Genomic DNA, 16008 nt, shown 5'->3' with positions numbered 1-16008 from the left:
CGTCCTCTCCCAAAGGAAAGGAATGATGGTCTCTAGTCGACGGTTTCCCGTTCGCGATGCTCGTCGCGCGCGAACCAGCGCTGGATCACGTTGCGGTCCTCGCCGGTCTCACGCGGCGCGGGCGGCAGCTCGGGGGCGAGTGCCTGGTCGGCAGGGCCCTGCACGATCCTGCGCAGGACCAGCGCGCCGCCCAGCAGCAGCAGCAACCAGGGGCCGACGCCGGCGAGCACCGTCGCCAGCCCTGCCAATGACGACAGCAAGGTCTGGCCCGCCGTGTCGAAGGTCGCGTCCGAAGCGCCCAGGCCGCCGCCTGCGCCGCCCGAGGCGTAGGTGAGGATCACCGGCGTCGTGGCGACGGAGGTGCCGGCGCCCTGATCGACCTCGCCGATCGTGGCGATTGCGGTGCGCAGCCGGTCCGCCTTGGCGGAAAGCTGCACGCGCTGCTCGGGGGAGACCGTGCCGCGCAGCTGCGCCTCGGCATTGCCGAGCGAATCACGCAAGCGCGCGATCACCCGGTCGCTGCGCCCCGCGGCGGCACCGGAATCGGCGCCCGCGATATCGGCCTTGGTCATCGATCCGCCCGCCCGCGTGACCGTATCGGTGGCGGCCTTGCCATAGGCACGCGCGACCGTGGGATCGAGCTTCAGGGTGAGGACCGCCTCGACCCGGTTCTGGTCGTCGACATTGTAGCGGATGGCGGTGATTCGGCAGCGCGCCGGGCCAAGCTGGTCGCAGCCATGCGCATGGCTTTCCTGCACCGAGGCGATGCGCGAGGCGGGCATGCGGAAGGCATAGCGATAATCGAAAGCGCTGGACGATCCGAGGCTTGCGGATGGATCGGGAGAGGTGCCGGCCGCGCCGGCGCTCTGGCTGGGCACCTGTTCGCATCCGGCGAGCAAAAGGAATGCCGCCACCACTGCCACGATTCGCATCGATGTTTCCCCCGTCGATCGCGGCGGAACATAGTATAGAAATGGTTAACGCGGAAACGATGGATCAGGTGACGGCGTTCCGTTTCGAGAATGCCGGGTCCAGATAAGAGCCCGTTTCGAGCAGGTCGCGCAGCTTTTCTCCGGCGTGAACAATGTCTTCGAAGCCGAGATAGAGCGGCGTCAGGCCAAAGCGCAGGATATCGGGATCGCGGAAATCGCCGATCACGCCGCGGGCGATCAGCGCCTGGCACAGCGCGTAGGCCTGGGGATGACGGAAGCTGATATGGCTGCCGCGCCGCGCGGGATCGCGCGGCGAGACGCATTCCAGACCGAGATCGTCGCCGATTGCGGCGAAAGCGTCGAACAAGGCGGCGCTCTTGGCCCAGACCTGGTCGGCCGGCACGTCGGACCAGATGTCGACCCCGGCCTCGAGCGCCGCGAGGCCGAGGATCGGGGGTGTCCCCGTCAGCCAGCGAGTCATGCCCGAAGCGGGGCGATAACCGTCCTCGAACAGGAAGGGCGCGGCATGCCCCATCCATCCCGACAGGGGATTGGCCAGCTTTTCCTGCCATTTGCGGTTGACGTGAAGGAAGGCCGGCGCGCCCGGGCCACCGTTCAGATATTTATAACCGCAGCCGACCGCGAGATCGGCGCCTGCGCCGTTCAGGTCGACCGGCACCGCGCCGGCGCTGTGGCTCAGGTCCCACAGGACCAGCGCGCCGGCGGCGTGCGCTCGCGCGGTCCACGCGGCCATGTCGAACCGCTCGGCGGTCTTGTAATGGACATGGGTGAGCAGCAGCAGCGCCGTGTCGTTACCCAGCGCCTCGCCGATCGACTCGCGCGGCACCGCTTTAAGGGTCGCCCCCGGCACGCATCCAACCGCTCCTTCGGCGATGTGCAGGTCGGTCGGGAAGTTGCCGAGTTCGCTCACCACGGTCGTGCGCGACGGATCGAGCCGGAGCGCCGCGACGATCAGCCGGAACAGGTTGGCCGAGGTCGAATCGGCCACGATCACTTCGTCGGCACCCGCGCCGATCAGCGGGGCGATCTTGGCGCCGATGCGGCGCGGCGCCTCGATCCAGCCCTCGTTCCAGCTCCGGATCAGCCGCTGGCCCCATTGCCGCTCGATCGCGTCGCTGAGCGCCGGGCTGCTGGTGCGCGGCAGGGGGCCAAGCGAATTGCCGTCGAGATAGATCACACCCTCGGGCAGCGCGAACCGGTCGCGAAAGCCGCGCAAGGGATCGCTTGCGTCGAGCGCACGCGCGTCGTCCGGGGTCATCGGGCGAACGCCGCGCGGATCAGCCGCACCGTCTCGGTCCAGGCATTGGTATCGGGTGTCACCAGTTCGACATGACCGGTTGCGGGCACGAAGTGAAGCGCGACCGTATCGCCGGCCTTTTTTGCCTGCGCTTCATAGTCGGTGCCGAACCGGACCGGGATGATCCTGTCTTCGCGGCCGTTGACCAGGTCCTGCGGCACGCCGATCGGCAGCAGGCGCGGGACCGAGGTGTCGGCATAGACGTCCGGCCGCGTGCCCGGCGCGCCGACCAGCTGGACGACGACATCGACGCCGCAGCCATTGTCGGGGCTGGCCGCGGTCGCTTCGAGATCGGGCAGACCGCCCAGGCTGATCACATGCGCGATCGGGAGGGCGGCGGCGGTTCGGAGCGGACTGTCCCTGGGCACTTTTGGCCGCGCCGCGAGCCACAAGGCGAGGTGCCCGCCGGCGGAATGGCCGACCGCAACGATGCGGCTGGTGTCGAGATGGAAGCGCCCGGCGTTCGCGGCCAGTGCGTCAGCCGCAGCGGCCGCGTCCAGGAAAGTGCCCGGATAACCGCCGCCCGGGCGGTCGACGCCGCGATAGTCGATATTCCAGACCGCAATTCCCTTGGCGCGGAGGTCGCCGGCGATCCAGTTCATCAGGCTCCGGTCGGCGATGCTGGTCGTCCAGCATCCCCCATGGACCATCAGCACGGTCGGGAAGGAGGCCCCAGAAGCAGGAGCGCCTTTGGGAACCCAGACATCGACCTTCTGCATCTCGTCGTCGCCATAAGCGATCGTTGCATCGGGGCTGGGCCGTGGCCGGGCCGAAAGATCGTCCCAGGTGAGCAGGGGAGGGTCGGTTGCGGTCATCACCGCGGGGATCAACGCGAGAAGCGCGACCGAGGCAAGCCGTAACATGCTCCCCCGATACGCGCTTCACGTCATGCTGTCGAAGCCTGCGGCCTCAGGCAGCGGGTCCGCAGGTCGCCTTCTCGCGCTTGGTTTGGCGCACGCGCCAGGGCGCGTCGAACTGCAAAGCCTGCAGCTTCTCGAAAACGGCGAACACGGAGCGACCCAGCTTATGGATCGCGGTGCTGAGCTGGCGGTGGTTCTCGGCCCAGGCCTGGCTGTGGAAATCGTCGCGCATCGCCATTCTCCTCTATGCTTTGGCGTTGAACACAAAGGGGATATGCGCCGATACGTCATGCCGCGCCAACAAATCGTTGGACATGATCCATAAGGCTGCCTTATCTTTTATGCATGCGTCGCATTCCGCCTCTCTCCGCCGTTCGTGTGTTCGAGGCTGCCGCCCGGCACGAGAATTTCACGAGCGCCGCGGCTGAGCTCGGCATGACTCAGGCAGCGGTGAGCTATCAGGTGAAATTGCTTGAGGAGCGGCTCGGCGTGCCGCTGTTCCGCCGCGAGAAGAAGCGCGTCGTGCTGACCGAAGCCGCGCGGCGCATCGCGCCCCAGGTCGGCCGCGCCTTCGACGCGCTCGATTCGGCGTTCGCCACGATCCGCGCCGAGGATGAGGGGCTGTTGACCGTCTCCACCTCCAATACCTTCGCCAATACCTGGCTCGCCTGGCGGCTCGGCAGTTTCCAGATGGCGCATCCCGACATGGCGGTGCGCCTGCTGACCAGCGACGCATTGTCCGATTTCGCCGCTGACGATGTCGACATCGCGATCCGCGCCGGCCGCGGGCCTTGGCCCGACCTGTCGCAGGATTTGCTGCTCCCGATCGATTTCACCCCGATGTGCAGCCCCGGTTTCCTGCGGCGCCACGGGCCCAGCTTCGAGCCTGCCGACCTGCTGCGCCTGCCGCTGATCAGCCCGCACGATCCCTGGTGGCCGCACTGGCTGAAGGAAGTCGGCGTCGATGCGCCGGATGGGCCGCTCCGCGTCGGCGTCAGGCTCGATTCCCAGGCGCATGAGGGGCATGCCGCGATGGCGGGCCAGGGCGTCGCGATGCTGACGCCCTTTTTCTGGCGCAACGATCTGGCCGAGGGGCGGCTGGTGCGGCTGTTCGACCATGTCTCGACCCGCGGCTATGCCTATTGGCTGGTCTGCCCCGAGCCGCGCCGCAGCGTGCCGAAGATCAAGCGATTCCGCGAATGGCTGCTCGCCGAACTGGCCCGCGACCTGCCCAGCCCCGTGTGATCCTAGCCTTGCCCGATTCCGCCTGCTAACCGGGGGGCAATGCCTACCGAAATCCTAGAACCCGATCCCTTCAATGCCATCGTCGATGCACCGTTCGACAGCGCGCTGTCCGAGCGATACCTCGTCTACGCGCTGTCGACGATCACCGCGCGCTCGCTGCCGGATGTCCGCGACGGGCTGAAGCCCGTGCACCGCCGCCTGTTATGGGCGATGCGGCTGCTGCGGCTCGATCCGACTCAGGGTTACAAGAAATGCGCCCGCGTCGTCGGCGATGTGATCGGCAAATATCACCCGCATGGCGACCAGTCGGTCTATGACGCGATGGTCCGCCTCGCCCAGAGCTTCGCCATGCGCTACCCGCTGGTCGACGGTCAGGGCAATTTCGGCAATATCGATGGCGATAACGCCGCGGCCTATCGCTACACCGAGGCACGGCTGACTCAGGTTGCGATCGATCTGATGGACGGCCTCGATGAAGACGCCGTCGATTACCGCCCGACCTATAACGGGGAAGAGCAGGAACCCGAGCTGTTCCCGGGCATGTTCCCGAACCTGCTCGCCAACGGTGCGGCCGGCATCGCGGTCGGCATGGCGACGAGCATCCCGCCGCACAATGCCGCCGAGCTGTTCGACGCCGCGATCCTGCTGATCGACCAGCCGAACGCGAGCGACGCGCAGGTGCTCGAGCATGTGACGGGCCCCGACTTCCCGACCGGCGGCCTGGTCGTCGACAGCGCGACCGCGATCGCCGAATCCTACGCCACCGGCCGCGGCGGCTTCCGCGTCCGTGCGCGCTGGCATGTCGAGGATCAGGGGCGCGGCACCTGGAATGCGATCGTCACGGAAATCCCGTACGGTGTGCAGAAGGGCAAGCTGATCGAGCAGATCGCGACGATCATCAACGACAAGAAGCTGCCGATCCTCGCCGACATCCGCGACGAATCCGATTCCGAGGTCCGCATCGTCATCGAGCCGCGCAGCCGCACGGTCGACTCGACCCTGCTGATGGAAAGCCTGTTCCGGATGAGCGATCTGGAGAACCGGGTCAGCCTCAACCTCAACGTGCTCGACGCGCGCCGCACCCCGCGTGTGATGTCCTTACGTGAAGCGCTGCTCGGCTGGGTCGATCACCAGTTCATCGTGCTCCAGCGTCGCACCGCGCACCGGCTGGCCAAGATCGCCGACCGCATCGAGCTGCTCGACGGCTATATCATCGCCTTTCTCAACCTCGACCGGGTGATTGCGATCATTCGCACCGAGGACGAGCCCAAGCCGGTCATGATCGCCGAGTTCGAGCTCAATGACCGTCAGGCCGAGGCCATCCTCAATATGCGCCTGCGCTCGCTGCGCCGGCTCGAGGAAATGGAGCTGCGCAAGGAGCGCGACGGGCTCGAGACCGAGAAGGCCGGGCTCGAGGCGCTGCTCGGCAGCGACGCACGCCAGCGCACCCGCCTCAAGCGCGATTTCGGCAAGCTGCGCGACCGCTACGGCCCCGAGACGGCGCTGGGCAAGCGCCGCACCACGATCGAGGAAGCGGCACCGGCGCGCGAGATCCCGCTCGAGGCGATGATCGAGCGCGAGCCGATCACCGTGATCCTGTCGCAGCGCGGCTGGATCCGCGCGATGAAGGGCCATATCGATGCGGCCGCGGCAGCCGAGCTGAAGTTCAAGGAGGGCGATGCGCCGTTCCTGCACTTCTCGGCGCAGACCACCGACAAGATCCTGCTCGCGGCCGAGAATGGCCGTTTCTACACGCTGGCGGCGGACAAGCTGCCGGGAGGCCGTGGTTTCGGCGAGCCGGTACGCGCGATGATCGATCTCGACGGCGATGTCGGCATCGTCGAGCTGATGCCGGCGAGCCGCGCGGAGAAACTGCTGGTCGCCGCAACCGACGGGCGCGGTTTCATCGTGAAGACGGCGGATACGATCGCCGAGACACGCAAGGGCAAGACGGTGGTGACGCCGCGAATCGGGGCGAAGCTGAAACTCGTCCGGCCGGTCGATCCGGCTGCGGACTATGTCGCGGCGATCGGCGACAATCGCCGCCTGCTCGTCTTCCCGCTCACGGAACTGGCCGAGCTGTCGCGCGGGCAGGGCGTCCAGCTCCAGCGTTACCGCGACGGTGGCCTGTCCGATGCGATCACTTTCGTCTTCGCCAATGGCCTGAGCTGGGCGATGGGCGGCGAGACCGGGCGGACTCGCACCGAGACCGATCTCGCGCCGTGGCGCGCGGCGCGGGGTGCTGCCGGGCGCATGCCACCTACGGGTTTTCCCCGAGACAATCGCTTCTGATTCATGGGATCAAGTGGCTGAAATACGGCCCAAGCTTCAGCCGGTCTTAACCTGTTTGAAGTAGCGCTACCCTGGATGATGTCGTTCAGGTCCCGGGTCTTGAAGACGGAAGAGCCTCCCATGGTGATGGAGGCCGATGAATCACGCATGAGCGACGCCGACCGCATCGCCGCGACCTTCGATCTTCTTCCGATCCCCGCCGCGATCGTCGTCGCATCTGGCGGGAGCGTCGCCATTCAGATGGCGAACCGGCCTTTTCGTCTTGCCGGCCTCGGCGCCACGACTGGCGCGTCGCCGCTGATCGCGCTGATCGCCGCGCGCATCACCAACTTCATCGAAAGCGATTCGCTGCGGGAGGATTTCCCCTGGCAGTTCGGCGACGCGGTCGATTGCCGTTATTATCAGGTGACGCTGGCTCGCCTGACGCGCAATCCCGAGGGCCGCTGCCTGATCACCCTGATCGACCAGACGTCGGAGCTGCGCACCGAACATAATCTCCGTCGCGAGATGATGACGGACAGCCTGACCGGCCTGGCCAACCGCGCGGGCTTCAGCGATCACCTCGAATCGCTGATCGACGATACCGCGCAGCGCGCGCGCTATGCCGTGCTGATCGTCGACCTCGACCGGTTCAGCCGGGTCAATGCCTGTCTCGGCTCGATGGCGGGCGACGAGCTGCTCATCACCGTTGCCCGCCGGCTCAAGGGCGCGCTCCGGGCGCATGATGTGCTGGCGCGCACCGGCGGCGACGAATTCGGTATCCTGATGACCCTTGAGGAGGGGCCGGGCGACGCCGATCATCTCGCAAAGAGAATCCAGAACGCGTTGTCCACCCCTTTCCGCCTCTCCGATTTCGAGATCCGCGTCGCCTGCTCGATCGGCATCGCCTTCGGATCGAGCGACGTCGACGATGCCGAGGAGCTGATCCGCCACGCGCAATTCGCAGTGCGGCGTTCCAAGACAAGCGGCCGGGCCGAGGCCTATCAGACTCAGGCCTTCGACATCGCGCGCGAGCAGTTCGGCATGGAGACGGCGCTGCGCCGCGCGCTCGACCGCGGCCAGATGCGCCTGACCTATCAGCCGATCTGCGATCTCGCGACCGGGCAGATTGTCTGCTTCGAATCGCTGGCGCGCTGGGCGGACGAGAACGGCACCGAATATTCGCCGTGCGATTTCATCCCGGTTGCCGAGGAATCCGGGCTGATCGTACCCCTCGGCCGCTGGGCGATCGAGGAGGCGGCGCGCACGCTCGCCCTGTGGGATCGCCGGGCCGGCGGTCATTGCGGTGTGAAGCTTGCGGTCAACCTGTCGGCGATCCAGCTGCAGCGCGACGTCATCGCGCCGGTGGTGGAACGCGCGCTGGCCGCCAACGGGCTGGAGGGATCGCGCTTCACCCTGGAGCTTACCGAAAGCGCGTTGGTCAGCGATCCCGATCGCATCGCCGGCATCATGCATGCGCTGAAGGGCCTGGGCACCACGCTGGCGATGGACGATTTCGGTACCGGCTATTCGAACCTCGCCTATCTTCAGAAGCTGCCGATCGACATCCTCAAGATCGACCGCAGCTTCGTCACTGGCATGCTCGCCGACCGCGACAAGATCGCGATCGTGCGCGCCATCCTGTCGCTCGCCCAGGCGCTGGGCATGCAGACCACGGCGGAAGGGATCGAGACCAACGAGCTCGGCCAGACGCTCGCCGCGCTCGGCTGCACCTATGGTCAGGGGTTCGTCTATGCGCGGCCGCTCGAGGCCGATGCTGCCTATGCGCTGTTGGAAGCCCGCAGGAACTGAGCCACCGTCGCGTCGGCGATTCGCTCGACACGCGCCGCATCGGGAAAGCCCTCGGCGATCCATTGCTCCTCGATCAGGCGTAGCGTCGTCGCGACCTCGGGCCCCTTGCGCAGCCCGCGCTCGACCAGGGCACCTCCGGTGAGCGGCAGGGCAGGCGCTTCCCAGTCGATCAGCGAGGCAGCCTCGCTCTCCGGTCGATCCGACAGCAGTAGCCGGTCGATCGCGAGAGCCTTCCCGAGCCGATAGCCGATCACCGTCGCGGGTTCCTCGCCCACGGGTTCGGTTGCGCTGATCAGCCGGCGCCGCTCGACCTTGGACAGCTTCAACCGCGCGCCGACATCGTCCGCCACCCTGGTGTCGGCCGGGATCAGCGCCGCGAGCCGCCGGATCGGGTCGGGCGCGATTCCCGCTCCCGCTTCGCGCGCGGCCAGCCGAGCCAGCCGCGCGGCACTGTCGATCTCGGGCAGCACCGGCGCGAAGATGCGTCGCTCGATCATCAACTCGACCACCCGCACCGCGTGCACTGCGACCAGCAAGCGCACCAGCTCGGCCGCGATCCTTTCGCGCGAGAGGGCCATCAGGTCGTTCGCCCGCTCGGTACAGGCATCGATCCCAGCCTGATCCGGCGCGTCGCCGAACCGCGCATGGAAGCGGAAGAAGCGCAGGATGCGCAAGTGATCCTCGGCGATACGCTTCAGGGGATCGCCGATGAAGCGCACCCGCCGGGCCGCGAGGTCGTCGATCCCGCCGAAATAATCGAAGATCTTGCCGGTCAACGGATCGGCATAGAGCGCGTTCATCGTGAAATCGCGCCGTGCCGCGTCCTCCTGCCAGTCGTCGGTGAAGGCGACGGTCGCGTGACGCCCGTCCGTCGCGACGTCTGAGCGCAGGGTCGTCACCTCGACCGGAACACCGCCCGGTAGCACCGCCGTTATCGTGCCGTGCGCCAAGCCGGTCGGCACTGCCTTGATATCATTGTCCTTGAGCAGTGCGATCACGCGCTCGGGCGAATGAGTTGTCGCCAGATCGACATCGGCGACATCGATGCCGAGCAAGGTGTCGCGCACCGCGCCGCCGACGAAACGCACCTTGCCCTCCGCCGCGCCGAGCACGCCGCAGAGCTTGGTCAGCCCTTCGCGCGCGCGCCACGCGGCATGGGGCAGAATCATCCGTTCCATCGCAGCCGCCGGGAAAGGTTGACGATCATCGCGGCGGTCGCACCCCAGATGCGATGCCCGTCCCAGGTGATCTCGTAATAATGCCGGTTACGGCCCTGCCACTCGACCGCCACCTCGATATGGTTGCTGGTGTCGAGCACGAAATCGAGCGGCACCTCGAATACCTGTGCCACCTCGGCCGCGCTCGGGATCAGGATCAGGTCGGGTGGGACGATACCGATCACCGGGGTCACTTCGAATCCGGTGACGGTGCGGTAGCGGTCGGCCTCGCCGATCACGATCACCTGGCCGCGCGGCAGGGCGATCTCTTCTTCCGCCTCGCGCAGTGCCGCGTCGATCGCGCCGCTGTCGCCCGGATCGATCCGGCCGCCGGGAAAGGCGACCTGCCCGGGGTGGCGCGACAGCGTGTCGGTGCGCTGGGTCAGGATCACGCCGGGCTCGGGCCGGTCAGTCACGGCGACCAGCACCGCGGCGTTCATCAACGGCGCCGACTGGTCGAGCTCCAGGTCGCGGTGATCCCCGGTCAGCAACACGGTATCGATGCCATGCCCGGTCTCGAGCGCGTTGCGCAGGCGGTCGGCGAGGCTCATTCAGTCGGTTCCAATGCGAAAAAAATGCCGCTGCTCCACACGCCCGGCGGCACATCGTCGCTCGCCAGCGCCATCGCGGCGAGATCGTAATAGACGGGACGCGCAACCAGCGCCTCGAGCCCGCCGCGGACGTGCAGATAGGGGCGCGGGCCATCCTCGCGCTCCTCGAAGCGGAGCGGATGCTCGGCCCCGGCGGTCACCAGGTCGCCGGTGTTCAGCCGGAACGCCATCCGCGCCTCGCGCCCTTCGCCCTCGGTCTTCATCTCGACCGCGACAAAGGGGACATCCTCGACCGCGATATCGAGCTTCTCGACCGGTGTGACCAGCACATAGCTCCCGTCCGCCTCGCGCCGGAGGATCGTCGAGAACAGCCTGACCATCGCCTGGCGCCCGATCGGCGATCCCTGATGGAACCAGGTGCCGTCGCGCGCGATGCGCATCTCGCTGTCCCCGCAATGAGTCGGGTTCCAGCGCTCGACCGGCGGCAGTTTCCGCTCCTCGGCCAGGCGCGCGATATCGGCGAGCGACAGCGCGGCAAGATCGGGGAGGGGGTCCATCGGCATCGCGTCGCGGTACGGCAGCCCCGCCCGGGCGTAAAGCGTCAGGCGAGCGCGGCGATTCGCGGACCGAGCATGCCGCCGCCGTTCGGGACCGAATCGCCCATGGCTAGCAGCCGGCGTTGCTCGACCGGACCCGGCACGCGCCATTCGGTGGTGCGATCCGCGGTGAAGCCGAAGAAACGCCCATAATATTCCGGGTCGCCGATCAGCATCAGCGCCGCCGCATCGCCCGTGGCGACGGCGGCGTTCAGCGCCGAGAGCATCAGGTCGCGCCCGATCCCGTCGCGCTGGCGCGCCGGCTCGACCGCGACTGGCCCGACCATCACCAGCGGTACGTCCCGGCCGTCATCGCCGTCGAACAGGATCGGCCAGCATTGGATCGTGCCGACCAGCGCATCCTTTTCCAGCGCCGCGAAGCTCAGCCGGGGAATCGCGGGCATGCCCTCGCGAATCCGGTAGGCGGTTCGCTCGTGCCGGCCCGTGCCGAACGCGCGGTCGAGCAGATGCTCCACCGCCTGCGGTTCAACGTCGGAAATCGGCACGATGCTGATCAATGTGGTTGCTCCATCGAGTCCCGGCATGGACGCACGGGGCCGCGCGCTTTAGCCTCGGCAGGCCTGAACGCAAGCCGAATTGAGTCGTCCAATGAAGCTGTACGATGCCGAATTCGCCCCAAGCCCGCGGCGCGTGCGCATCTTCCTCGCGGAGAAGGGCATCGAGATCGAGCGGGTGATGGTCGATCTGCGCCGCAACGAGCAGCTCGCCGACCCCTATCTCACGGTCAATCCGCGCGGTGCCGTGCCCGCGCTCGAACTCGACGATGGCGAAGTGATCTGCGAATCGGCCGCGATCTGCCGCTATTTCGAGGCGGTGCAGCCGGCGCCCTCCCTGTTCGGCACCAACCCGCTCGATATCGGGCGGATCGAATCCTGGACTAGGCGAATCGAATCGGACGGTTATGCCGCCGCCGTCTACGCCTTCCGCAACGTGCATCCGGCCTTCCAGGATCGCGCCGCGCCCGGCAAATGGCCGGCCATGCCGCAGATACCGGAGCTCGGCGCGCGCGGCCTCATCATGTGGGGAGCCTTTATCGACTCGCTCGACGCGCGGCTGGCGGATCGCGACTGGATCGCGACCGATGCCTTCAGCTTCGCCGATATCAGCGCGCTGGTGACGATCGATTTCGCCCGCGCCGCCAAATTCCAGGTCCCGGAGAGCTGCCGCGGCGTCGCACGCTGGCATGCCGCCGTCAGCGCCCGGCCAAGCGCCGCCGCCTGACGCGGCTTTCCACCGCTCCCTCATCTGCTATGGCGCCCGCCACACCATGAAAGGGCAGCGCTTGGACGATCGTCTCAGCCTTGAAGTGCATGATCTCGAAGTGCCGGTACTGACCGGCATCTATTCCGAAGAAACCCATTTGCCGCAGCCGCTGCGCATCTCGCTGACGGTCGATCTCGACTGCCCGGCGCATTTCGCGCCCGATTCGCCGCTCGGTGCGACCAAGAATTATCTCGATCTCAAGCGCGCGGCGACGACCGCGCTGCCCGAGGGCGTGCATTTCACCCTGGTCGAGGGTGTCGCCGACCATATCGCCGAGACTCTGTTCCTGCAGGACAAGCGCGTCGCGCGGGTCATGGTGAAGATCGTCAAGCTGGCGATCTCCGAAGCCGGCGAATCGATCGGCATCACGCTTATCCGCCACCGCAAATGACGCTGGAGGAAACCGTTCGCGACTCGCTTGCGACGGTTTCCGGCGCGTCCCTGGTCAGTGCCCGGGCCGGGCGGGCAGGGGAGGTCGTGGAATTGCTGCGCGCAGCCGAGGGCGAGGTCGTCCTGCTGCTGATCGACTCGTCGATTCAGTCGATCGACCGTGCCATGCTGATCGCCGCGATCGGTCCGCTCGCGATCGAGAAGGCACCGCATGCCCGAATCGGGGCGATCGACGTGATGGCCGGGGCCGCTGTTGAGGATGTCGCCGCCTCGGCCCGATTCCTCGCTGCGGCGTGTTCCACCACAGGACAGGTCCTGACGGTCGTCGCTCAGGGTTAGCGGGTGCAGGGGCCCAGCGAGCGAATCACCAGGCGATAGTCTTCGCGCGCAATGGCAGCATCGCTTTCGGCGAGGGACGCCACGCTCGCGTCCGGAAGCGTCGGTGGCAATGCGCAGGCAAGGCGATACCATAAGAGCGTATCGCGAGCGGGCGGGGTGGCACCTTCGCCGACTAGCTCGCTCAGCGCCACGGACCAGCGCGGCTGTTCCCCCTGGGTGCGCTGGATGCCCAGCGAAACGGGCCGGCTATCGGCCGTGGTGAGGAATATCTGCGTTTCACCCGATCCCGGCAGGTCGCCCGCGACATGGAAGGCGTTGCCGATTCCCGTCACCTTCGGCGGTGCGTCGGGGTTCAGCGTCTCCTGGGTGATTCGCCGGGTCAGTGCGTCGGCGCCAGGCGTCCAGTTGCGCTGTGCGTCGGGCCGGACGAGCTGAATCAGTGCTCCGTTACCCGGAACGGGCCGGGCGAAGAGCAGGACGCGCAGCTTGCGCAACTTGGGCAGCTGGCCCCGCGCATTGACCGGTACGTCGAGCACATAGGCGATTCGCGGCGGCAATGCTGCAGCGCCGCGAATCAGTGCCAGCACGTCGACCTCTACATAAAGGCGGGCCTTCCCGGTCTCGACGCCGGCCGCGTCCGGGCCTTTCAGCCGGGTGGCGCTGCGGATGGTCGCATCGACGATCGTAGGGGCCGCGAGGACCAGATCGGCATAGTCCGCATAAGGAGGCGTAACTACCACCGAATCGGCGGGAATCGGCGGCCGTTGCTGGGCGGAGGCGGCATTTGCGGCTGCTGCGAAAGCCACCGCAAGCATGAGTTTCGGAACAGGAATCATGCCCGGGGGGTTACGCGTTCGTACCGATCTTATACAGAAATAATTCTGCCACGTCGGGATTGTACGTTTGTTGCGCGAGACAAAGCGTTTGCGTCAGGGTTTTGGGGGTCATATAGGATCGCCACTGTCCAAGGATACATCAGCCCATGACAGGCGGATCGAACGAACGGACGTTACGGATCGGCGATACGCGTCGTGTACGGATAGAGGAGTTTCGTTTCTGAATGGCTTATGCTGACCGTAATGTAAGCGGCAACCGCGTGGTGGCGATCGTGATCGTGTCGGTGATCGTCGCCGTCATGGGTTACGCCTTCGTCACCGGTCTCACGTATAAATACGTGAAGGCTATGTCGGAGAAGTTGAAGACCTTCGACGTCGAGGAGCCGCCGCCCCCGCCGCCTGACGAGCCGCCGCCCCCTCCGCCAGATCAGCCGCTCGAGCCGCCTCCGGTCGTCTCGCCGCCGCCGATCGTGCAGACCCAGGCGCCGCCGCAAGTCGTCATCCAGACGGTGCAGGCTCCGCCGCCGGTATATGTGCCGACGCCGGTTGCTGCCCCGCCGCCTCCACCGCCAGCGCCGCCCCGCGTGTCGCAGGCGGCCGGCCTCAAGGGTAACCCTGGCCAGTTCTTCAACAACGATTCCTACCCATCGGAGGCGATTCGCGCCGGTGCCCAGGGTCGTGTGGTTGCAAGGCTGACCGTCGGTATCGATGGCCGCGTGTCAGCGTGCACGATCTCCACGTCGAGCGGTAACAGCTCGCTGGACGATACGACGTGCCGCATTGCACGCAGCAGGGTGCGCTACACCCCGGCAAAGGACGAGAATGGCCAGCCCATGGTCACGAACGTCAACTTGCCGGTCAAGTGGGTGCTGCCTGAGGATTGAGGGTTAGGGATTCGGCCCGGCGCGTCGTGCCCGGGCCGTTTCCAGATGATTTGACAGTAAAAAATACAGCCTAGAGGAAACCAACCAAAATGCTCACCACCATCCTTGCGGCCGGCGCCGCAGCAGCCGCCCCCAAGGGCGACAACCCGTACGGTCTGGTCCCCGCCCTTCGCGAAGGCGGCCTGATCTCTCAGACCGTGTTCGGCATTCTCGTGCTCATGCTTTTCGTCTCGCTCTACATCCTGTTCACCAAGCTGTTCGAGCAGCAGAAGGTGATCAACCAGTACAAGCGCGTGCGCAGCGGCTTCTGGAATGCCAACAGCCTGCGTGAGGCTTCGGCCAAGCTCGAGAAGAACTCGGCTTACAAGCAGATCGTCGATGACGGCCTGTCGGCTCAGGAGCAGCATACCCGCCTGACCGATCCGGTCGAGGCTCATGACTGGCTGCACGGTTCGCTCGCGCGTTCGGAAGCGACGATCAACTCGCAGCTGAACTCGGGCCTGGCGTTCCTCGCGACCGTCGGCGCGACCGCGCCGTTCATCGGTCTGTTCGGTACGGTTATCGGCATCTACCGCGCGCTCATCAAGATCGGCGCTGCCGGTCAGGCATCGATCGACGCCGTCGCCGGCCCGGTCGGTGAGGCGCTGATCATGACCGCCCTCGGTCTCGTCGTCGCCGTTCCGGCGGTGCTCGCCTACAACTGGCTGCAGCGTCGCAACAAGTCGATCGCCGAAGATCTGAACGCGTTCTCGAACGACGTGCTCGGCTACCTGGCGTCTGACGGCGCGGTTCGCCCGGTTGTTCGTAAGGGTGCGGCGGCTCCGGCAGCGAAGCCGGCAGCTGCGACCACCACGGCAGCACGCTGATGACGGGGCGGGGCGCGCGCCACGTCGGCGGCGCCCCGCCTCCTCGCCGCCGGAGTTTCCCGGCGGCGCAGTTGCAAGGATAGGATAGTCCTCAATGGCAATTAGCGTTGGCGGCGATGGCGCCGAAGAAAAGCCGATGTCGGACATCAACACGACCCCGATGGTGGACGTCATGTTGGTTCTGCTCATCATCTTCCTGATCGCGGTGCCCGTCGTGTTGCAGGCGGTGAAGCTGAAGCTTCCCGACATTCGTTACGACCCCACGACCACGAAGCCCGAGAATGTGTCGCTTTCGATTCTGACCAAGCCGGATGGTACCTGCGGCATCTATTGGGGCACCGCACCGGTGACTCACACTGAGCTGCTCGAACGCGCGGTGAAGAAGCTGAGGGACGAGATTGCGCGCCAGGGTGGCGTGGGCAATCCCGATCTGGAACTTCCCGAAGCGCATATCCGTGGTGACGTGAACGTACCGTATCGCTGCGTTGGCGGTGCGATCTACACGATGCAGATGGCAGGCTTTGCCAAGGTCGGCTTCATTTCCGAGCCTCCGCCCGGCGGCAACGCCGAGCGCATGTGACCGGTCAGAGCTTAGGAGTAATTTGAT

The 16008-nt window shown here is 66.5% G+C and carries 18 protein-coding genes; 9 read left to right on the top strand and 9 right to left on the bottom strand.

Going from position 1 to position 16008, the window contains the following annotated elements:
- Positions 1 to 32 precede the first annotated feature (32 nt).
- The 4 genes from WC729_RS18385 to WC729_RS18370 form a co-directional block, all read right to left on the bottom strand.
- Positions 33 to 932: a hypothetical protein gene (locus tag WC729_RS18385; RefSeq protein WP_372855391.1), complete on the bottom strand. Its 900-nt coding sequence runs from the start codon at positions 930 to 932 to the stop codon at positions 33 to 35.
- Between the two features lie 64 nt (positions 933 to 996).
- Entirely contained in the window at positions 997 to 2211 is a 1215-nt protein-coding gene (kynU, locus tag WC729_RS18380) for a kynureninase (RefSeq protein WP_372855389.1), read from the bottom strand.
- Complete coding sequence (locus WC729_RS18375) at positions 2208 to 3113, bottom strand: alpha/beta hydrolase family protein (RefSeq protein ID WP_372855387.1); 906 nt, start codon at positions 3111 to 3113, stop codon at positions 2208 to 2210. Before WC729_RS18375 ends, kynU begins: the two co-directional genes overlap by 4 nt.
- 46 nt (positions 3114 to 3159) lie before the next feature.
- Positions 3160 to 3342 (bottom strand): hypothetical protein, encoded by a 183-nt coding sequence (locus tag WC729_RS18370; protein WP_372855385.1) that lies wholly within the window; start codon positions 3340 to 3342, stop codon positions 3160 to 3162.
- Positions 3343 to 3455: 113 nt separating this feature from the next.
- Here WC729_RS18370 and gcvA point away from each other — a divergent pair, with 113 nt between their 5' ends.
- From gcvA to WC729_RS18355, 3 genes are all read left to right on the top strand, one after another.
- Entirely contained in the window at positions 3456 to 4355 is a 900-nt protein-coding gene (gene gcvA / locus WC729_RS18365; RefSeq protein WP_372855383.1) for a transcriptional regulator GcvA, read from the top strand.
- A gap of 39 nt (positions 4356 to 4394) precedes the next feature.
- A complete protein-coding gene (gene parC, locus WC729_RS18360) occupies positions 4395 to 6647 on the top strand; it encodes a DNA topoisomerase IV subunit A (protein ID WP_372855381.1) in 2253 nt (750 codons plus the stop codon).
- Positions 6648 to 6794: 147 nt separating this feature from the next.
- Positions 6795 to 8438, top strand: a complete 1644-nt coding sequence (locus WC729_RS18355) for a putative bifunctional diguanylate cyclase/phosphodiesterase (protein ID WP_372855379.1) — start codon at positions 6795 to 6797, stop codon at positions 8436 to 8438.
- On the opposite strand, the gene WC729_RS18350 is transcribed toward WC729_RS18355, so the two are convergent.
- The 4 genes from WC729_RS18350 to WC729_RS18335 are packed head-to-tail and all read right to left on the bottom strand — an operon-like array spanning position 8408 to position 11320.
- Positions 8408 to 9616 carry a CCA tRNA nucleotidyltransferase gene (locus WC729_RS18350; RefSeq protein WP_372855377.1) on the bottom strand — a complete coding sequence of 403 codons (1209 nt, stop codon included), beginning with the start codon at positions 9614 to 9616 and terminating at the stop codon, positions 8408 to 8410. The genes WC729_RS18355 and WC729_RS18350 overlap by 31 nt on opposite strands.
- Positions 9604 to 10206: a CoA pyrophosphatase gene (locus tag WC729_RS18345; protein ID WP_372855375.1), complete on the bottom strand. Its 603-nt coding sequence runs from the start codon at positions 10204 to 10206 to the stop codon at positions 9604 to 9606. Before WC729_RS18345 ends, WC729_RS18350 begins: the two co-directional genes overlap by 13 nt.
- The gene (locus WC729_RS18340; protein ID WP_372855373.1) at positions 10203 to 10769 is read right to left on the bottom strand and encodes a DUF1285 domain-containing protein; all 567 of its coding nucleotides are present in this window, start codon (positions 10767 to 10769) and stop codon (positions 10203 to 10205) included. Before WC729_RS18340 ends, WC729_RS18345 begins: the two co-directional genes overlap by 4 nt.
- Positions 10770 to 10807: 38 nt before the next feature.
- A complete protein-coding gene (locus tag WC729_RS18335) occupies positions 10808 to 11320 on the bottom strand; it encodes a GNAT family N-acetyltransferase (RefSeq protein ID WP_372855371.1) in 513 nt (170 codons plus the stop codon).
- 91 nt (positions 11321 to 11411) lie between these two features.
- Between WC729_RS18335 and WC729_RS18330 the strand changes: the two genes are divergently transcribed.
- From WC729_RS18330 to WC729_RS18320, 3 genes are all read left to right on the top strand, one after another.
- Positions 11412 to 12044: a glutathione S-transferase family protein gene (locus tag WC729_RS18330; RefSeq protein ID WP_372855369.1), complete on the top strand. Its 633-nt coding sequence runs from the start codon at positions 11412 to 11414 to the stop codon at positions 12042 to 12044.
- Between the two features lie 61 nt (positions 12045 to 12105).
- Positions 12106 to 12477, top strand: coding sequence for a dihydroneopterin aldolase (locus tag WC729_RS18325; protein ID WP_372855367.1), 372 nt, complete (start codon positions 12106 to 12108; stop codon positions 12475 to 12477).
- Positions 12474 to 12815 (top strand): Rossmann fold domain-containing protein, encoded by a 342-nt coding sequence (locus WC729_RS18320; RefSeq protein ID WP_372855365.1) that lies wholly within the window; start codon positions 12474 to 12476, stop codon positions 12813 to 12815. Before WC729_RS18325 ends, WC729_RS18320 begins: the two co-directional genes overlap by 4 nt.
- Here the strand turns inward: WC729_RS18320 and WC729_RS18315 are convergent.
- Positions 12812 to 13630, bottom strand: coding sequence for a hypothetical protein (locus WC729_RS18315; protein WP_372855363.1), 819 nt, complete (start codon positions 13628 to 13630; stop codon positions 12812 to 12814). The two genes, WC729_RS18320 and WC729_RS18315, sit on opposite strands and share 4 nt — an antisense overlap.
- 245 nt (positions 13631 to 13875) lie before the next feature.
- Between WC729_RS18315 and WC729_RS18310 the strand changes: the two genes are divergently transcribed.
- The 3 genes from WC729_RS18310 to WC729_RS18300 all read left to right on the top strand — a co-directional run bounded on the left by WC729_RS18310 (position 13876) and on the right by WC729_RS18300 (position 15981).
- On the top strand, positions 13876 to 14535 hold the full coding sequence (locus WC729_RS18310; RefSeq protein ID WP_372855361.1) for an energy transducer TonB: 660 nt from the start codon (positions 13876 to 13878) through the stop codon (positions 14533 to 14535).
- Positions 14536 to 14624: 89 nt separating this feature from the next.
- On the top strand, positions 14625 to 15401 hold the full coding sequence (locus tag WC729_RS18305; RefSeq protein WP_372855359.1) for a MotA/TolQ/ExbB proton channel family protein: 777 nt from the start codon (positions 14625 to 14627) through the stop codon (positions 15399 to 15401).
- A gap of 94 nt (positions 15402 to 15495) precedes the next feature.
- Complete coding sequence (locus WC729_RS18300) at positions 15496 to 15981, top strand: ExbD/TolR family protein (RefSeq protein ID WP_372855357.1); 486 nt, start codon at positions 15496 to 15498, stop codon at positions 15979 to 15981.
- Positions 15982 to 16008 lie beyond the last annotated feature (27 nt).

The sequence above is a fragment of the Sphingomonas sp. genome, from assembly GCF_041661825.1.
Classification (GTDB): Bacteria; Pseudomonadota; Alphaproteobacteria; order Sphingomonadales; family Sphingomonadaceae; genus Sphingomonas.
Note: the sequence above shows the minus strand (reverse complement) of the source record. Positions and strands in the feature narration are given on the sequence as shown.